General features: G+C 66.4%; 18 protein-coding genes. 2 read left to right on the forward strand and 16 right to left on the reverse strand.

Features of this window, described 5'->3' with window-relative positions:
* Positions 1-29: 29 nt before the first annotated feature.
* A complete protein-coding gene (locus tag KU884_RS10340; protein WP_167782570.1) occupies positions 30-1,340 on the reverse strand; it encodes a homoserine dehydrogenase in 1,311 nt (436 codons plus the stop codon).
* Positions 1,337-2,539, reverse strand: coding sequence for an alanine transaminase (gene alaC, locus KU884_RS10345; protein WP_167782571.1), 1,203 nt, complete (start codon positions 2,537-2,539; stop codon positions 1,337-1,339). Before alaC ends, KU884_RS10340 begins: the two co-directional genes overlap by 4 nt.
* Positions 2,540-2,646: 107 nt before the next feature.
* Between alaC and KU884_RS10350 the strand changes: the two genes are divergently transcribed.
* On the forward strand, positions 2,647-3,075 hold the full coding sequence (locus KU884_RS10350) for an Mth938-like domain-containing protein (protein ID WP_167782572.1): 429 nt from the start codon (positions 2,647-2,649) through the stop codon (positions 3,073-3,075).
* A gap of 17 nt (positions 3,076-3,092) precedes the next feature.
* Here the strand turns inward: KU884_RS10350 and rpoS are convergent, their stop codons facing one another.
* From rpoS to surE, 5 genes are all read right to left on the reverse strand, one after another.
* A complete protein-coding gene (gene rpoS, locus KU884_RS10355) occupies positions 3,093-4,118 on the reverse strand; it encodes an RNA polymerase sigma factor RpoS (protein ID WP_254432021.1) in 1,026 nt (341 codons plus the stop codon).
* Positions 4,119-4,291: 173 nt separating this feature from the next.
* A complete protein-coding gene (locus tag KU884_RS10360; RefSeq protein WP_167782573.1) occupies positions 4,292-5,074 on the reverse strand; it encodes a peptidoglycan DD-metalloendopeptidase family protein in 783 nt (260 codons plus the stop codon).
* 43 nt (positions 5,075-5,117) lie between these two features.
* Positions 5,118-5,699: a YqaA family protein gene (locus tag KU884_RS10365; RefSeq protein WP_167782574.1), complete on the reverse strand. Its 582-nt coding sequence runs from the start codon at positions 5,697-5,699 to the stop codon at positions 5,118-5,120.
* Positions 5,696-6,361: a protein-L-isoaspartate(D-aspartate) O-methyltransferase gene (locus KU884_RS10370; RefSeq protein ID WP_167784210.1), complete on the reverse strand. Its 666-nt coding sequence runs from the start codon at positions 6,359-6,361 to the stop codon at positions 5,696-5,698. The genes KU884_RS10365 and KU884_RS10370 overlap by 4 nt, the downstream gene beginning before the upstream one ends.
* Complete coding sequence (gene surE, locus KU884_RS10375) at positions 6,361-7,113, reverse strand: 5'/3'-nucleotidase SurE (protein ID WP_167782575.1); 753 nt, start codon at positions 7,111-7,113, stop codon at positions 6,361-6,363. Before surE ends, KU884_RS10370 begins: the two co-directional genes overlap by 1 nt.
* Positions 7,114-7,259: 146 nt before the next feature.
* Here surE and KU884_RS10380 point away from each other — a divergent pair, with 146 nt between their 5' ends.
* Positions 7,260-7,793, forward strand: coding sequence for a Smr/MutS family protein (locus KU884_RS10380; RefSeq protein ID WP_167782576.1), 534 nt, complete (start codon positions 7,260-7,262; stop codon positions 7,791-7,793).
* On the opposite strand, the gene truD is transcribed toward KU884_RS10380, so the two are convergent.
* The 9 genes from truD to KU884_RS10425 form a co-directional block, all read right to left on the reverse strand.
* Complete coding sequence (gene truD, locus KU884_RS10385; RefSeq protein ID WP_167782577.1) at positions 7,769-8,824, reverse strand: tRNA pseudouridine(13) synthase TruD; 1,056 nt, start codon at positions 8,822-8,824, stop codon at positions 7,769-7,771. The genes KU884_RS10380 and truD overlap by 25 nt on opposite strands.
* Positions 8,817-9,299, reverse strand: coding sequence for a 2-C-methyl-D-erythritol 2,4-cyclodiphosphate synthase (ispF, locus tag KU884_RS10390; protein ID WP_174813731.1), 483 nt, complete (start codon positions 9,297-9,299; stop codon positions 8,817-8,819). Before ispF ends, truD begins: the two co-directional genes overlap by 8 nt.
* Complete coding sequence (gene ispD, locus KU884_RS10395; RefSeq protein WP_167782578.1) at positions 9,300-10,028, reverse strand: 2-C-methyl-D-erythritol 4-phosphate cytidylyltransferase; 729 nt, start codon at positions 10,026-10,028, stop codon at positions 9,300-9,302. It lies immediately after the preceding gene.
* Positions 10,025-10,297, reverse strand: a complete 273-nt coding sequence (gene ftsB, locus KU884_RS10400) for a cell division protein FtsB (protein ID WP_167782579.1) — start codon at positions 10,295-10,297, stop codon at positions 10,025-10,027. Before ftsB ends, ispD begins: the two co-directional genes overlap by 4 nt.
* Positions 10,298-10,374: 77 nt before the next feature.
* On the reverse strand, positions 10,375-11,664 hold the full coding sequence (eno, locus tag KU884_RS10405) for a phosphopyruvate hydratase (protein ID WP_167782580.1): 1,290 nt from the start codon (positions 11,662-11,664) through the stop codon (positions 10,375-10,377).
* Positions 11,665-11,713: 49 nt separating this feature from the next.
* Positions 11,714-12,556, reverse strand: a complete 843-nt coding sequence (kdsA, locus tag KU884_RS10410; RefSeq protein ID WP_167784212.1) for a 3-deoxy-8-phosphooctulonate synthase — start codon at positions 12,554-12,556, stop codon at positions 11,714-11,716.
* Between the two features lie 25 nt (positions 12,557-12,581).
* A complete protein-coding gene (locus KU884_RS10415; RefSeq protein WP_174813732.1) occupies positions 12,582-14,210 on the reverse strand; it encodes a CTP synthase in 1,629 nt (542 codons plus the stop codon).
* 234 nt (positions 14,211-14,444) lie between these two features.
* Positions 14,445-15,788, reverse strand: a complete 1,344-nt coding sequence (tilS, locus tag KU884_RS10420) for a tRNA lysidine(34) synthetase TilS (protein WP_167782581.1) — start codon at positions 15,786-15,788, stop codon at positions 14,445-14,447.
* 24 nt (positions 15,789-15,812) lie between these two features.
* A complete protein-coding gene (locus KU884_RS10425; RefSeq protein ID WP_167782582.1) occupies positions 15,813-16,772 on the reverse strand; it encodes an acetyl-CoA carboxylase carboxyltransferase subunit alpha in 960 nt (319 codons plus the stop codon).
* Positions 16,773-16,834: the final 62 nt, after the last annotated feature.

Consider the following 16,834-nt stretch of genomic DNA (forward strand, 5'->3'; position numbering starts at 1 on the left):
CCTGTTGGTGGCGTCGGCGAACCGGCGCGTTATTGCAGCTGTTCCTGGCGGATGCGCGTGATCCGCCCCTGCACGGCGTCCAGGGCCTCCATGCGCTCCTGGGCCTCGTCCATCTGGCGCTCGCGCACCGGATGCGTCAGCAGGATCACCGGCACGTTCTCGGCGCCCGGTGCCGGTTCCTTCTGCAGAATGGCCTCGATGCTGATCCCCGCCTCGCCCAGAATGCGCGTGATATCCGCCAGCACACCGGGTTGATCGGCGAGCTCCATGCGCAGGTAGTAGGCCGTGACAATGCCCGACATGGGCATGATCGGCGCATCGGACAGGGCCGTGGACTGGAACGCCAGGTACGGCACCCGGTTCACCGGATCCAGCTCGAATTCCCGCACCACGTCCACCAGGTCCGCGACCACCGCGGAGGCAGTGGCATCGGCGCCGGCCCCGGCACCATAGTACAGCGTGGGGCCGACGGCATCGCCCATGACCATGACTGCATTCATGACGCCGTCGACACTGGCCAGGAGCTGGCGTTTCGGCAGCAACGTGGGATGGACCCGCAGCTCGATACCCTCTTCCGTCTGCCGGCAGATGCCGAGATGCTTGATGCGATAGCCGAGCTCCTCGGCGTAGGCGACGTCCTCCCGGCTGATGTGCGAGATGCCTTCGGTGTGCACCTTGTCAAACTGCAGCGGGATGCCGAAGGCGATGGACGCCAGAATGGTGAGCTTGTGGGCGGCATCCACCCCTTCCACGTCGAAGGTCGGGTCCGCCTCGGCGTAGCCCAGCCGCTGGGCCTCGGCGAGCACGTCCCCGAACTGCCGGCCCTCGTAGTACATCTCCGAGAGAATGAAGTTGGCGGTGCCGTTAATGATCCCCGCAAGCCATTCTATACGGTTGCCGGCAAGACCCTCGCGGATGCTCTTGATGATCGGGATACCGCCGGCCACGGCGGCCTCAAAGGCCACGGTGACACCGTTCTCCCGGGCATGGGCGAAAATCTCGTTGCCGTGCAACGCGATCAGGGCCTTGTTGGCGGTGACCACGTGCTTGCCGTTCTTCAGCGCCTGAATCACCAACTCCCGAGCCGGCTCATAGCCGCCGATCAGCTCCAGGACGATCTCCGTCTCCGGATCGTTGACCACTTCGAAGGGGTCGGTGGTGAGACGGATCCCCTTGGTCGAGCAACCACGGGGGCGATCGAGATTACGCGCCGCGGCGGCAACGATCTCGATGCCACGCCCCGCACGCCGGGTGATCTCGTCGCTGTTTCTCTCCAGCAGATTGATGGTGCCGGCACCCACGGTGCCCAGGCCCAGCAGGCCAACCTTAACCGAACTCACGCACTCACCTCCCCCGCCTCGGCGTCGCGCCGGAACATCGCCTTGATGCCCCGCAGCGCCTGGCGGGTCCTGTGTTCATTCTCGATCAGGCCGAAGCGCACATGATCGTCCCCATAGTCGCCAAAGCCGATCCCCGGGGAGACGGCAACCTTGGCATCCCGCAGCAGCTTCTTGGAAAATTCCAACGACCCCATGGCCCGGTATGCCTCCGGGATCGGGGCCCAGACAAACATGGTGGCGCGGGGTTTCTCCACCGGCCAGCCCAGTGCATCCAGACCGTCGCAGAGGACATCCCGCCGACGCCGGTACATCTCCCGAATTTCGTCGACACAATCTTGCGGCCCTTCCAGGGCCGCAATGGCCGCCACCTGGATGGGCGTGAACATACCGTAATCCAGGTACGACTTCATCCTCGCCAGCGCGGCAATCAGGTCCGGATTGCCGCACACGAACCCCACACGCCAGCCCGGCATGTTGTAAGTCTTCGACAGCGAATAGGCCTCCACGGCGATCTCCTTGGCCCCGGGCACTTCCAGGATGGACGGCGCCCGATAGCCGTCGAAGACGATCTCCGCATAGGCCAGGTCGTGCACGATCCAGATACCGTGCTCGCGGCAGATCGCCACGATCCGCTCGAAGAAGTCCAGATCCACGCACTGGCCGGTGGGATTGCCCGGGAAATTCAGCACCAGCATCTTCGGCCGCGGCCAGCTCTCGCGGATGGCCCGCTCCAGTTCGGCAAAGAAATCCACACCCGGCACCAGGGGCACATGGCGGATATCGCCCCCGGCGATGATCACCCCGTACGGGTGGATGGGATAGGCGGGATTGGGCACCAGCACCGTGTCCCCCGGCCCCAGCGTTGCCAGCGCCAGATGCGCAAGGCCTTCCTTGGAGCCGATGGTGACAATGGCCTCGCTCTCCGGGTCCAGCGAGACGTCGAAACGCTCCGCATACCAGTTGCAGACGGCGCGACGCAGCCGCGGAATCCCGCGAGAGACCGAGTAGCGATGCGTGTCCGGCCGCTGCACTGCCTCGGTGAGCTTGTCCACGATATGCTGCGGCGTCGGCCGATCCGGATTACCCATGCCGAAATCGACGATATCTTCGCCACGGGCGCGCGCCTCCGCCTTCAACTGATTGACGATATTGAAGACGTATGGCGGAAGTCGCTTGATGCGGGGGAATTCGGTATCCAACGTTGCCGTCCGGCCGGTGCCGCGAAAAAGAGGGGCATTGTACTAACCTTGCGGCGATTAAAGCCAGGCTCGTCGCGGAGCACTGCGGCAGAGGCACGGACGACGGATTGATCCAGCGCCGACAGCGCCGTATCGTTTCCGGCATGAGCATGAAACTGACCCAGGAAAACACTGGCGACGCCAACCGCATCCGCCGGTACGATGCGGGCTCGGTCACCGTCAATCAGACCGTGCTGACGCGCACGCTGCTGCTGACCCCGGAATGGATGGACGAACACTGGGGACCGGAAACGGTCACCGATCTCACCGGCGCCCATGTGGAGAGCATGATCGCCCACGATCCGGAATTGATCATCATCGGCACCGGCCGGCACCAGCACTTTCCCGACCGCAGCATCATGGGCCGCGCCATTCAGGCGGGTGTGGGCGTCGAGGTGATGAACACCGAGGCGGCCTGCCGGACCTACAACGTGCTGGCATCCGAACAGCGCCGCGTGCTGGCGGCGCTGTTCATGATCGAACCGGAGAGTGACTGACCTCTCAGGACATCTTGTCAGCCGAACACGGCGTCCTGGGAAAACCCTTCCCGCTCCATGAGTTCACGGAGCTTGCGCAACGCGTCGATCTGGATCTGCCGCACCCGCTCACGGGTGACACCGATGTCCCGGCCGACGTCTTCCAGCGTGGAACGCTCGTGACCGCGCAGGCCGAAGCGCCGCTCCACCACGGCACGCTGCTTCTCGGTGAGCTGATCCAGCCAGGAGTCCAGATGGTTGAGTACGTCACCGTCCTGGAGCAGGGCCGAGGGGTCGGGGTTGTTGTCATCGGGAATGGCATCCAGCAGGACGCGATCCGCGTCCTTGCCGATGGGGGTATCCACCGAGGTGGTGCCCTCGTTGAGACCCAGCATGCGCTGCACGTCCGCCAGGGGGCGATCCATGACCTGCGCGATCTCCTCGGCCGAGGGCTCGTGATCCAGCGTCTGCGTCAGCTTTCGCGCCGTACGCAGGCACTGGTTGATCTCCTTGATGACATGAATGGGCAGGCGGATGGTGCGCGTCTGATTCATGATGGCCCGCTCGATGGTCTGGCGGATCCACCAGGTGGCATAGGTGGAGAAGCGGAAACCCCGCTCCGGGTCAAATTTCTCCACCGCCCGGATGAGACCGAGATTGCCCTCCTCGATCAGATCCAGGAACGCCAGCCCACGATTCATGTACCGGCGTGCGATCTTGACCACCAGCCGCAGATTGCTCTCGATCATTCGGCGCCGCGAGGCTTCACAGCCTTTCTGGGCACGTCGTGCGAAATACACTTCTTCTTCGGCGGTGAGAAGCGGCGAATAGCCGATTTCGTTCAGATAGATCTGTGTGGCATCTAGGCTGGCTTTACCGGTTTCCCCGGGGGCGAAGTACGTCTCCTCGTCGGAAGCGTCACTGCCCTCGATTTCCTTGTCGTCCACCTCATCCATGGTCAATTCCCCGTCCGTGCTGGTTGCGTCCAATCCTTTGGCCGCCGCGGCGCCTGACTCTTCATCGAAAGTGACCAGGGCCACTTCCGCGATTGGTTTTTTTGTCATGGCTTCCCCTCCACCATGCCCGCCGCCCACAACCGCCCAGCCGTTCCTGACCGCCGGCCGTGGGGACCAGTCATGAACGCCCCTTCAGGGACATTCAAATCCACTATATGCCCATGGAAGAATCCGTGCAACGGCCTGATTAACAACGGCCACACACCGCAGCGGAGCGCTGCTCAGGGGGTGTCGGGGAGATACTCCAGAGGGTCCACGGCCTGACCGTCGCGGCGCAATTCAAAGTGCAGGCGGGTGCCGTTGCCGCCAACGGCCGTCCCCATTTCAGCAATGCGGTCACCGGCGCGCACGCGATCGCCCTCGTCCACCATCAGGCTCTGGTTGTAGCCATAGGCGGTCAGGAACTCGCCACCATGCTTGAGGATCACCAGATTGCCGTAGCCCACCAGGCCTGAACCGCTGTAGACCACCTGGCCGTCGGCAACCGCCACCACCGGCTGACCAGCCTCACCGCTGATGTTGATGCCCTGCTTGCCGTCAGCATCGCGGGAGAAGGTCTTGACGACATCACCATCCGTGGGCCAGCGCCACTCCCCCGGCGCCTCGCCATTGGCCTCGCTGAGGCCGGTACGCCCGTCTGTCGTCTCGCCAGGGTCACTGGATGCCTCGGCGGACGCCTGTTGTGGCTGCCCGCTGTCCGGCTCCGGGCTGCGCTGGGACACCCCGTCAGCCGGCGGCTCCAGGCGAAGTCGCTGACCCACGCGAAGCCGATCCGGGGAATCCAGACGGTTCCACTCGGCGAGATCGCGATGGTCCAGCCCGTGCTCCCAGGCGATGGCATAGAGGGTGTCACCGCTACGGACCTCGTAATGCCCCTCTGCCACTCTCTGCCCACCATCGCTGATGCTGCGATCACTCACCGGCGCCAGGTGATCGCCCGCACAGCCGCCAAGGGCGAGTACCGCCAGAATGATGATCGTCTTGTAAGCCGGGCCACGATCCATTGCCTCACCGCAGGAGAGCCGATCTGCACCCCATGATCGGGCTTCAGTGAACAAATATGAAGTACGCGGCGACCAGGAGGACAACGGATGCCCAACCGATCCAGTCCACATACTGGCGCAGCCACGGCTCCACCCGTGCGCCGCCCCAGCCCACCAGCCCGGCGACCAGGAAGAAGCGGCTACCACGCCCGACCAGGGAGGCCAGGACGAAGGGGAGCAGCGGCAGGGCCAGCCCGCCGGCAGCAACGGTGAACGCCTTGTAGGGGATGGGCGAGAATCCCGCCAGCAGGACGACCCAGAACCCGTACAGCCCGAACCACTCCCGCGCCCGCTCCAGGGCCTCACCGTAGCCCATCCCGGCCAGCCACGGCTCCACCAGTTCCATGGCGAAGTAGCCGATGGCATAGCCGAGCACGCCACCGAGCACCGAAGCCACCGTGGTGATCAGGGCAAAGCGCATGGCCCGCTGGGGACGGGCCAGTGCCATGGGCATGAGCATGACGTCCGGGGGGATAGGGAAGAACGATGATTCGGCGAAACTCAGCCCTGCCAGATAGCGTGGCGCATGCCGATGTGCCGCCAGGCGCAGGGTCATCAGGTACATCCGTGTAAAAGGTCCGGTCATTGTGTACCACCCAGCATGGGAACGAAGTTGACCAACCCGAGGTTCTCGCGGCTGAACTCGTCACCCTGCCGCCGGTAACACACCAGTTCCTGTGGCTTGCCCTGGGCGCCCTCCGGCACCACCAGGCGCCCACCATCGGAGAGCTGGGCAAACAATTCCGGCGGCACACCCCGGGGCGCGGCCGTCACCAGAATGCCGTCGAACGGGCCATCGCCCTCCCAGCCGGTATTGCCGTCGGCATGGCGAACGCGGACATTGCGATAGCCCAGATCCCGCAGTCGCCGCCGGGCCTGGTCCGTCAGGCGACGGATCCGTTCCACGGTGTACACCTCCGGGACCAGTTGCCCCAGAATGGCTGCCTGGTACCCCGAACCGGTGCCCACTTCCAGCACCCGCTGCGGGATCCCCTCGTCAATGAGCGCCTCGGTCATGCGCGCCACGACGAAAGGCTGGGAGATGGTCTGGCCGTCACCGATGGGCAGGGCCGTATCTTCGTAGGCGCGGCTGGCCAGTGCCTCGTCGACGAACAGATGCCGGGGCGTCGAGCCAATGGCGGCAAGCACCGACTCGTTGCGGATCCCTTCCAGGCGAAGCCGTTCCACCAGCCGCTGCCGCGTGCGCTGGGAGGTCATGCCGATCCCGCGGCGCTCGCTGTCGTCCATCATCCGTTCAACCCTGTAACCCAGCCGGCGATCTTGTCCAGGGCCTCGTAGCGGGTGAGGTCCACCTGGATGGGAGTCACCGAGACGTAGCCCCGCCGGACCGCGTGGAAGTCCGTGCCCGGACCGGCATCCTGCTCCCGCCCCGGCGGGCCGATCCAGTAGATGGGCCGGTTGCGCGGATCCGTAGCCGGGATCAGGGGCTCCGAACGGTGGCGCTGGCCGAGCCGTGTGGCTTCGAATCCGCGCAGCTCGCCCCAGGGGACATCCGGCACGTTGACGTTGAGAATGGTATCTGCCGGCAGTGGATCGCTGGTCAGCCGCTGGACCAGCACGGCAGCCACCCGTGCCGCGGTGGCGTAATGGGTCGGGTCATGGGTGACCAGGGACACCGCGATGGCCGGCAGCCCCAGGAACCGCCCCTCGGTGGCCGCGGCGACTGTGCCACTGTAGAGCACGTCGTCACCCATGTTGGCCCCGGCGTTGATACCGGAGACCACCATGTCCGGGTCATCGTCCAGCAGTCCGGTCACCGCCAGGTGGACGCAGTCGGTGGGGGTGCCCTCCACCCGGTAGCGCCGCTCGCTCACTTCCACGGCCCGGATGGGCAGATCCAGGGTCAGTGAATTGCTGGCACCGCTGCGATCCCGGTCCGGTGCGACCACGGTAATGTCGCCGAGGTCCGAGAGCCCCTCGGCGAGGTAGCGAATACCGGCGGCCTGATAGCCGTCGTCGTTACTGATGAGAATGTGCATCGGAGAACCTTTTTGCCCTTCGTCACCCCGCGGGGCGTCGCCAAGTATACCGGCCGATACCGTTGCTGTCCGCCGGCACTGCAATGATCGCCAGCGCCGGGGGCGAAACGCTAGACTGTTCCTGATTGATCCCCGGAGCCGCGGCCATGACCGATCAGCACGACGACGAAAGCGCTCTTTTCCGCGCCGCTGTGCGGGGGGTGCGCCCCCTTCAGCACGATGGTGCAGCCACGCAGCCGCCACGGCCCAAGCCGATCCCCCGCCAGCGTGAGGCCGACGAGAGCCGGGTGCTGGATGAACTTCTGGACGGTGACCTTGATCCCGCGGAGCTCGAGACCGGCGAGGAGCTCAGCTTCCTGCGCCCGGGCATCCAGAAACGCGTGCTCCGCAAGCTCCGTCGCGGCCACTACGCCGTGCAGGCCGAGCTGGACCTGCACGGCCAGACCCGCGCCACCGCGCGCCATGAACTGCGCGCCTTCATCGACGATTGCCGCCGCCGTGACATCCGCTGCGTTCGCATCATCCACGGCAAGGGCCGCGGTTCCAGCAACCGCGGCCCGGTACTCAAAGTCCTGGTGGACCGCTGGCTGCGACAGTTGGACGAGGTGCTGGCCTTTGCCTCGGCGAGCCCCACCGACGGCGGTACCGGGGCCGTCTACGTACTGTTGCGCTCGCGCTGATGACAGAGTTCCCGCAGGACCGCTGTTGCGTAGGCTCCCGCTGGCAGCCAGAAACCGAGCACCAGAGCGTCGTCGTCCCGCCGCCAGTGAAGCTCGCGTAAAGGTAGCCGCAACGCACGCCGGGAGGCGTCCACCTTCAGCTTCTGCAGCCCGGCCGTCGCCTGCGGCCACTGTGCCAGCACCGCGTTCTCAAGTTCCCCGGCGCTGCCCGTGGGCACCTGGCCACCAACCCCGGGCATGGGGCCGGACGGGTGCACGTCCGCAATGGCCAGACGCGGGTCTCCCGCCGTCAGCCGCGCCATCGGGAAGATACTGCCACTGCCGGTAAACGTCATCAGGTCGCCGTCCACGGCGTGGTCCCACGTGCCGCGGGCCACGCGCTCGGCCAGCACCTGGTTGAACAGGAACGAGCGCGCCGCCGACAGGAACAGACCGCGCCGATGGCGGTTGCGCACCGGCATGCCGTCGAACATCCGCCATGCGGCATCCAGGTTGCCGCCGTCCCGGCCGAACCGCTGGTCGCCAAAATAGTTGGGTACGCCGTCATGCGCCATGCGGACCAGGCGCTGTCCAAGCCGGGACCAGTCGCCATCCACCTCCCGGAGCCGCAGCCGGAACCAGTTGCCCCGCAGCATCCCCGTACGCAACTTGCGCGGATGGCGGGCCATGCGCAGAACCTCCAGACCGCCCGGCGCCTCGGGCAATGGGGGTAGTGTCTGCGGTCCCGGCATGTGCACACCGAACCACTGCTCGGTGACCGCCTGGCGATCCTTCAGCCCCGCCCAGCTCACGTCCCGGGGCGGGCGTTCCAGGACTGAGGCCAGCCACTGCCCGGCATCGGCGGTGTTCCAGCCCGTTTTGCGCAGCAACACCCACAGGTGCTCGCCGGCACCCTCAGGCTCCATGCCCAGGTCTTCGCGGACACCGAAGTCCTCGGGCGCGGCGCGCACCTCCGCGGCAACCGGCGGTTCACCGTGGGCTCGCGGCAGGTCGAGCCACGCCTGCGCAAGGTCCGGCGCGGACTCAGCCATGGTGAGTCAGCAGCACCACCGCCTGGGCGGCAATGCCTTCGCCACGGCCGACGAACCCCAGACGTTCCGTGGTGGTGGCCTTGATGCTGACATCGTCCCTCGCCACTTCCAGGGTGGCGGCGATGATGTCCCGCATGGCCGGAATATGCGCCGCCATGCGCGGCGCCTGGGCGAGAATGGTGGTATCGAGATTGTTGATCCGGTACCCCCTGGCGGCAACCCGCTGGTTCACCGCGGCCAGAAGCTGCACGCTGTCAGCGCCCCGCCACTGCGGGTCGGAATCCGGGAAATGGGTGCCGATGTCGCCGTCGGCCACCGCCCCCAGCAACGCGTCGCTGATGGCATGCAGTAGCACATCGCCGTCGGAGTGCGCCTCCACGCCGCGATCAAAGGGCAGTTCCACACCACCGACCACCAGCCGCCCGCCGTCGCAGAAGCGATGAACATCGAACCCCTGACCGATGCGCAGGCCCATTCATTGCTCTCCCTGTTCGGCGCGGCGGGCGCGCAGGATGGCTTCCGCCAGGGGCAGGTCCCCCGGGCGGGTAATCTTCAGGTTGGTACTCTCGCCCTCCACCAGCAGCGGCGCGAACCCGGACCGCTCCATGGCCTGGGCTTCGTCCGTGACCATATCGCCGGTGCCGCGTGCAGACTCCAGGGCCGCCAGGAGCGCTTCCAGCGGAAACAGCTGCGGCGTCTGCGCCTGCCAGAGCTGGTCCCGGCTGGCGGTGGAAGCCACCACGGCCCCGGGGCCGGAGCGCTTGAGAGTATCCCTCACCGGTACAGCGAGCAGTGCGCCACCATCGTGGTCCAGTCCGGCATCCAGCAGACGCCGGAGTTCTCCGGCGGTCAGGCACGGCCGCACGGCATCATGCACCAGCACCCAGTCATCCTCGCCGGCCACACCGCCGGCAAGGTAGCGCAGCGCCGACAGCACGGAATCCGCACGCTGCTCGCCACCGTCCACCCGGTGCACGGGCTTGGGCAAGCGGAACTCCTCATCCGCCCACCAGCCGTCGTCCGCTCCCACCGCCACCACTGCGCCCCCCACCCGCGGGTCCGCGAGCACGGTCTCCAGGGACCAGCCGATCACGGGCCGCCCCAGGAGGGTGAGATACTGCTTGGGGATGCGGCTGGACATGCGGCGACCGACACCGGCTGCCGGCAGAACCGCCCATATCCGCCGCTGGCGGACGTCACTCATTCATCAGCGACCTGATAGAAGACTTCATCATCCCTGACCATACCGAGTTCGTTGCGGGCGCGCTCCTCGACGGCTTCGAGGCCGTCCTTGAGGTCATCCACGTCGGCTTCAAGCGCCGCGTTGCGCTGGCGCAGATCGGCGTTCTCCGCCTTCCGGGCGGCAACATCCTCGTCCAGTTGCCACACCGCCGGCAGACCGCCCTTGCCGGACCACAGCTGCGCCTGCAGTACCACCAGCAATGCAACCAGTCCACCCAGCAGAATACGCATAACGCCAATCAGCCCGTGATCGGGACACATCCCCTGGCGCAACCATACATCACTGCGCCAGGGACGTCGTCACCGGCTTACCATCCCTTGAGATTGGGGAACGCGCGGCGGCCGGCATACACGGCCCGCTCGCCCAGATCCTCCTCGATGCGGAGCAGCTGGTTGTACTTGGCCACACGGTCAGAGCGGCACAGCGAGCCGGTCTTGATCTGGGTGGCGCTGGAGGCCACGGCCAGGTCAGCGATGGTGGTGTCCTCGGTCTCGCCGGAGCGGTGCGACACCACGGCGGTGTAGCCGGCCTTGTCCGCCATTTCGATGGCGTCCAGCGTCTCGGTGAGTGTGCCGATCTGGTTGAACTTGATCAGGATGGAGTTGGCAATGCCGCGGTCGATCCCTTCCTGGAGAATCCGCGTGTTGGTGACGAACAGATCGTCCCCCACTAGCTGGCAGCGGTGGCCGAGCTTGTCGGTGAGCGCCTTCCAGCCGTCCCAGTCACCCTCGTCCATGCCGTCTTCGATGGTGATGATGGGGTAACGACTGACCCAGTCGGCCAGCACATCCGCGTACTCGGCGGCGCTGTAGCGCTTGTTCTCGGACGCCAGAACGTAGGCGCCGTTGTCGTAGAACTCGGAGCTGGCCACGTCCAGGCCCAGCCAGACATCGCCGCCCAGGGTGTAGCCGGCATTGGCCACCGCCTCGGCGATGGTTTCCAGGGCCGCCTCGTTGGAGGGCAGATCCGGCGCAAAACCGCCCTCGTCGCCAACGGCGGTGCTCAGACCGCGGCCGGCCAGGACCTTCTTCAACGCATGGAAAATCTCCGTGCCGGCGCGCAGGGCCTCACTGAAGCTGTCGAAGCCAATGGGCAGGATCATGAATTCCTGCAGGTCGACGCTGTTGTCGGCGTGAGCGCCGCCGTTGAGGATGTTCATCATGGGCACCGGCAGAAGGTGCTCGCCCTGCGGGGCAAGGTGGCGGTACAGCGGCACGCCGCGGTCGTCCGCCGCCGCCCGGGCCACGGCCAGGGACAGGGCCAGCAGGGCGTTGGCGCCCAGACTGTTCTTGTTATCGGTGCCGTCCAGCTCCAGCATGCGGCTATCCACGGCGCGCTGATCGTTCGCATCCATGCCCTTGAGGGCATCGGCCAGCACCGTGTTGGCGTTTTTCACGGCCTGCCGCACGCCCTTGCCCAGATAACGGCCCTTGTCGCCGTCCCGCAGTTCCACCGCCTCGCGGGTGCCCGTGGAGGCACCGGAAGGCACCGCGGCACGGCCAAACGCGCCGCTGCTCAGGGTGACATCGGCTTCCACCGTGGGATTGCCACGGGAGTCCAGGATTTCACGTGCCTTGATGATTTCGATGGTCGACATACTGTGTTGACGTCCCTATTGCCATTGAATTCGCTGGCAGTCGCTCCGGTTACCCAGCCTGGAGCGCCTGCTCGATCAGTCCGTTCGCCTTGACCTGCCGGTCCAGGGCCAGGAGCGTTGTAAGCAGCTCCTCCATGCGCCCCAGCGGCCAGGCGTTGGGCCCGTCGGAAAGGGCCTTGTCCGGGTCGGGATGAGTCTCCATGAACAGTCCGGCCACGCCGGCGGCCACCGCCGAGCGGGCCAGCACCGGCACGAACTCCCGCTGACCGCCGGAGGCGTGCCCCTGGCCACCGGGCAACTGCACCGAGTGGGTGGCGTCGAAAACCACGGGCGCCCCGGTGTCGCGCATGACAGCCAGGGCCCGCATGTCCGAGACCAGGTTGTTGTAACCGAAGGAGACGCCGCGCTCGCAGACCATCACGGCGTCATTACCGGCCGCCCGCGCCTTGTCCACAACGTTGCCCATGTCCCAGGGCGCCAGGAACTGGCCCTTCTTGATATTCACCGGCAGACCCTGCGCGGCCACGTTCTGGATGAAGTTGGTCTGGCGACAGAGGAAGGCAGGCGTTTGCAGCACATCCACGACACTGGCCACTTCGCCCAGCGGGGTGTCCTCGTGCACGTCGGTAATCACCGGCACGCCGAGCTGACGCTTCACCGTCTCCAGCACCCGCAGGCCCTCGGCCATGCCCGGCCCGCGAAAGCTGCCGTGGGACGAGCGGTTCGCCTTGTCGAAGGACGACTTGTAGATGAACGGCACGCCAAGCCGCTCCGTGAGCTCCTTCAGCGTCCCGGCGGTATCCAGCGCCAGCTGCTCCGATTCCACCACGCAGGGGCCGGCGATCAGGAACAGCGGATGCTCCAGGCCGGCACGAAAACCGCACAGATTGATGCCGCTCATGTTTCCTCCCGGCGCGTCAGGACGAACTGCGCGCGCGCTTCAGGGCTGCAGTCACGAATCCGCCGAACAGCGGGTGTCCGTCCCGGGGCGTGGATGTGAACTCGGGGTGGAACTGACAGCCGAGATACCAGGGGTGATCGGGCAGCTCCACCACTTCCGCCAGCCTGCCGTCGCTGGACCAGCCGGAAATACGCAGGCCTGCGGCCTGCAATGCATCCGCGTAATTGTTGTTGAATTCGTAACGGTGCCGGTGGCGCTCGACGATCTCCGTGGCGCCGTAGACGTTCGCCGCCAGCGATCCCTCCTGCAGGCGGCAGGGCTGGCCACCCAGGCGCATGGTGCCGCCCAGATCATCGTCCGGGCCGCGCTGTTCCAGCCGGCCATCATCCGTCATCCACTCGGTAATCAGCCCGATCACCGGATGCGGCGTGTCGCCCCGGAACTCGGTGCTGTGGGCGCCGTCGAGGCCTGCCACATGGCGGGCGAAGTCGATCACCGCCACCTGCATGCCCAGGCAGATGCCCAGATAGGGAATGCCGTGCTCGCGGGCATACCGGGCTGCCATGATCTTGCCCTCGACACCCCGCTCGCCGAAGCCGCCGGGCACCAGGATGGCATCCACGTCCTGCAGTTGCCCCGTCCCCGCGGTCTCCAGCTCTTCGGAATCCACCGAGCGGACATGCACGCGGGTGCGGGTGTGAATGCCGGCATGGATCAGCGCCTCGGACAGCGACTTGTATGCATCCGCCAGGTTCACGTACTTGCCCACCATGGCAATGGTGACTTCACCGTCCAGGTGGCTGCGCGCCTCCACCACGCGCTCCCAGTCCGAGAGATCCGCCGGCGGCAGTTCCAGCCGCAGCTTGTCGGCGACAATGTCGTCCAGCCCCTGGTCATGCAGCGCCAACGGCACCTTGTACACGTCATCCACGTCCAGAACGGAGATCACCGCCTCCTGCTCGACGTTGGTGAACAGGGCGATCTTGCGCCGCTCGTCCTCCGGGATGGGTCGCGTGGACCGGCACATGAGGATATCGGGCTGAATGCCGATGGAGCGCAGCTCCTTCACCGAGTGCTGTGTCGGTTTGGTTTTCATTTCGCCACTGGCACCGATAAACGGCACCAGGGTGAGATGAATGAACAGCGTCTCCCGCCGGTGCTCCACACCCATCTGCCGGATCGCTTCCAGGAACGGCAGGGATTCAATGTCACCCACGGTGCCGCCGATTTCCACCAGCGCGACGTCGTGGCCCTCCGCCCCCTCGCGGATACAGCGCTTGATCTCGTCGGTGATATGGGGAATCACCTGCACGGTGCCGCCCAGGTACTCACCGCGGCGTTCCTTGCGGATGACGTTCTCGTAGATGCGGCCGGTGGTGTAGTTGTTGACCTTGCCGGTGCGCATGCGCACGTAGCGTTCGTAGTGACCCAGATCCAGGTCGGTCTCCGCACCGTCCTCGGTGACGTACACCTCGCCGTGCTGAAACGGGCTCATGGTACCGGGATCGACGTTGATGTACGGGTCCAGCTTGATCATGGTGACGCTGAGCCCGCGGGCCTGGAGGATGCTGGCCAGCGACGCGGAGGCGATGCCCTTGCCCAGCGAGGAGACGACGCCACCGGTAATGAAGATGTATCGGGTCATAGGAACTCTGTCTGTCGCACGACGGATGCGGGAGCCCGCGTTCGGAAGGCAACGGTGGCGAGCGTCATCCCGGCTGCCATTGGGCGGCCGCAAATGCACGCAAGCGAAGGCGGTGGACGTCGCATCCCCACCGCAATTCGCGCTGCCCGAGTGGCGCTAAAAGTAACAGAACACCCCCCCGCGCACAACGCGCGCCGCAGACCCCGGAGCCCGCTCAGCAGCCTCCACGCGGCGTCACCCGGGCCCTTCCCACGCCCTCAGGTCGGGTTCCCACCAGAGCTGCAGGCCGGGCGTCGGGGGCGCGCTCTGAAAGCCCTCGCAAACACAAACGCCGGGGACGGCAACAATGGCGTCACCGGCCATCAGCAAAGGCCAACGCCCGCGCTGCCAGGGGGGGATTCCGGCCTCCTGGAACAGCTTTTTCACCGGGCGCCGGGGGCGGCCCGCCGGGCGGCAGCGCTCGCCGCCGCAGCGAAACGCGATGGTGACCTGCCCCTCCGGCAAACGCCCGACATCGAGCCCCTCCGCTGCCGGGGTCCGGCGCAGCCAGCCCCCGGGCAGGCGCAGGTCTTCCGTCAGCGACCACGCAGTACCGGGAAACGGGGCATCACTCACCGATGGCCCAGGCTCATCGCTCTGGGGCTCGGCGTAAAGGAACCCACGGTAGCGCCGCACGCGTCCACCAGGCCAGGCAAACTCGGGCTGACGGTCGGCTCCGGCCTGCAGCAGCATCCGTCGGCCGGCCTCCAGTTGCCGGGCCTCCGGGGCGGGCAGGCCGGCCCGACGCAGCCACCTGTGCAGCACGATTCTCTGGACGTTCTCGCCCTGGGACAGGAGCGCGGGCCAGTGCAGCGGTCCGTCCGGATTCCGGGGCAGGAACGGTGCAGCATGCGCCACCATCACCTGCTGTTCCTGCCGCAGCAGCTCCGCGGCACGCGCCACGGTGGCATCGGCGGAGGGCCAGCGTTGGTGCAGCAGCGGCATGATGTGGTGGCGCAGAAAGTTCCGGTCCGCAGCAGGATCGGCATTGCCGGGGTCCTGGATGCTGGTCAGGCCGTGGATGCGCGCGTACGCCGCCAGCGCGCTGCGGGGCAGGTCCAGCAGCGGTCGCCCCACCTGCCCCGGGCCGAGCCTGCGCAACGGCGGAATACCCGTCAGCCCGTCCACGCCGCTCCCCCGCAGGAGCCGCAGCAGCACCGTCTCGGCCTGATCGTCCCGGTGGTGAGCCGTCAGCAGCATTTCCCCGGGCTGCAGCAGCTCGGCAAACAGCGCATAGCGCTGCTCCCGGGCCCAGGTCTCCCCGGCACCGGCATCGGGGCGCGCCGCTGCATGAACGGCAAACGGAATGCTCAGGGAACGGCAGACGCGTTCACAGTGCGTCGCCCAGGACGCCGCCTGCGGATGCAGACGATGATTGACATGGACAGCACGGAGGCCTCCCGGCAGTTCGCCGCGCAGCGCGGCCAACGCGTGCAGCAGGACGTGGGAGTCAGGGCCACCGCTGAAGGCAACACAATGACCGCTGGCGGGCCCCAGCTCCAGGACCCGGCGCAGGATGTCCTCCGCCGACACGGTCATGGGCCGCCTCCCCGTTGAGAAGGATCAGGAGGTGCGGAAATTGCCGTAGCCCTGGACCTTGTGCAGGCGCTCGTCCAGCAGCGTCTCGAAGTCCTTGCCTTCCAGGAAATCGAGCTTCTCCAGCAACACCGCCTTGAGCTGTTCCGCCATGGCGTCATAATCGCGGTGGGCGCCACCGAGGGGTTCCGGTACCACCTGGTCGATCAGCCCCAGGTCGTGGAGGCGCGGCGCAGTAATGCCCATGGCCTCGGCGGCATCCTGGGCCCGCTCCGCGCTCTTCCAGAGAATCGACGCGCAGCCCTCCGGCGAGATCACGGAATAGGTGCTGTATCCCAGCATCAGCACCTGATCGCCGACACCGATGCCCAGGGCGCCGCCGGAGCCGCCCTCGCCCACCACGGTGGCGACAATGGGCGTGCGCAGCCGCGCCATGGCCATCAGGTTGCGGGCAATGGCCTCACTCTGGCCGCGCTCTTCGGCACCGACCCCGGGATAGGCGCCGGGGGTGTCGATGAAGGTAAGCAGCGGCAGATCGAACCGCTCGGCCATTTCCATGAGTCGCAGTGCCTTGCGATAGCCTTCCGGTCGCGGCATGCCGAAATTGCGCTTCACCTTGTCGCGGGTGTCACGACCTTTCTCGTGGCCGATCACCATTACCGGCCGTCCGTCCAGGCGACCGACGCCTCCGATGATCGCCGGGTCGTCGGCAAAGCCCCGGTCACCGTGGAGTTCCTCGAACTCGGTGAACATGCGCTCAATGTAGTCGGCCGTATGGGGGCGCTGCGGATGCCGGGCCAACTGCGCGACCTGCCAGGAGGTCAGGTTGCTGAAGATCTGCTCGGTGAGCGTGACGCTCTTGTCCTGCAGACGCCGGATCTCCTCGTTGATATTGAGGTCGTTGTCGTCGCCCACATAGCGAAGCTCGTCGATCTTTGCCTCGAGCTCGGCGATGGGGCGTTCGAAATCGAGAAAATTCAGGTTCATCGGTTCCCTTCCGGGTTGATGGAGCGCATACCCTAGCCAGTGGCGGTGCCCGTGGCAACCGT

Origin of the sequence: Aquisalimonas sp. 2447, assembly GCF_012044895.1 — a bacterium.
Taxonomy (GTDB): Bacteria; Pseudomonadota; Gammaproteobacteria; order Nitrococcales; family Aquisalimonadaceae; genus Aquisalimonas.

What these genes read in the sequence shown, in the direction of transcription:
- KU884_RS10380 (WP_167782576.1), top strand. Translation starts at nt 7,260, where the DNA reads ATGACCGATCAGCACGACGACGAAAGCGCTCTTTTCCGCGCCGCTGTG.
- ftsB (WP_167782579.1), bottom strand. Translation starts at nt 10,297, where the DNA reads ATGCGTATTCTGCTGGGTGGACTGGTTGCATTGCTGGTGGTACTGCAG.
- KU884_RS10365 (WP_167782574.1), bottom strand. Translation starts at nt 5,699, where the DNA reads ATGACCGGACCTTTTACACGGATGTACCTGATGACCCTGCGCCTGGCG.
- KU884_RS10370 (WP_167784210.1), bottom strand. Translation starts at nt 6,361, where the DNA reads ATGGACGACAGCGAGCGCCGCGGGATCGGCATGACCTCCCAGCGCACG.
- ispD (WP_167782578.1), bottom strand. Translation starts at nt 10,028, where the DNA reads ATGAGTGACGTCCGCCAGCGGCGGATATGGGCGGTTCTGCCGGCAGCC.
- KU884_RS10360 (WP_167782573.1), bottom strand. Translation starts at nt 5,074, where the DNA reads ATGGATCGTGGCCCGGCTTACAAGACGATCATCATTCTGGCGGTACTC.
- KU884_RS10415 (WP_174813732.1), bottom strand. Translation starts at nt 14,210, where the DNA reads ATGACCCGATACATCTTCATTACCGGTGGCGTCGTCTCCTCGCTGGGC.
- truD (WP_167782577.1), bottom strand. Translation starts at nt 8,824, where the DNA reads ATGGCTGAGTCCGCGCCGGACCTTGCGCAGGCGTGGCTCGACCTGCCG.
- ispF (WP_174813731.1), bottom strand. Translation starts at nt 9,299, where the DNA reads ATGGGCCTGCGCATCGGTCAGGGGTTCGATGTTCATCGCTTCTGCGAC.
- KU884_RS10425 (WP_167782582.1), bottom strand. Translation starts at nt 16,772, where the DNA reads ATGAACCTGAATTTTCTCGATTTCGAACGCCCCATCGCCGAGCTCGAG.
- rpoS (WP_254432021.1), bottom strand. Translation starts at nt 4,118, where the DNA reads ATGACAAAAAAACCAATCGCGGAAGTGGCCCTGGTCACTTTCGATGAA.
- tilS (WP_167782581.1), bottom strand. Translation starts at nt 15,788, where the DNA reads ATGACCGTGTCGGCGGAGGACATCCTGCGCCGGGTCCTGGAGCTGGGG.
- surE (WP_167782575.1), bottom strand. Translation starts at nt 7,113, where the DNA reads ATGCACATTCTCATCAGTAACGACGACGGCTATCAGGCCGCCGGTATT.
- eno (WP_167782580.1), bottom strand. Translation starts at nt 11,664, where the DNA reads ATGTCGACCATCGAAATCATCAAGGCACGTGAAATCCTGGACTCCCGT.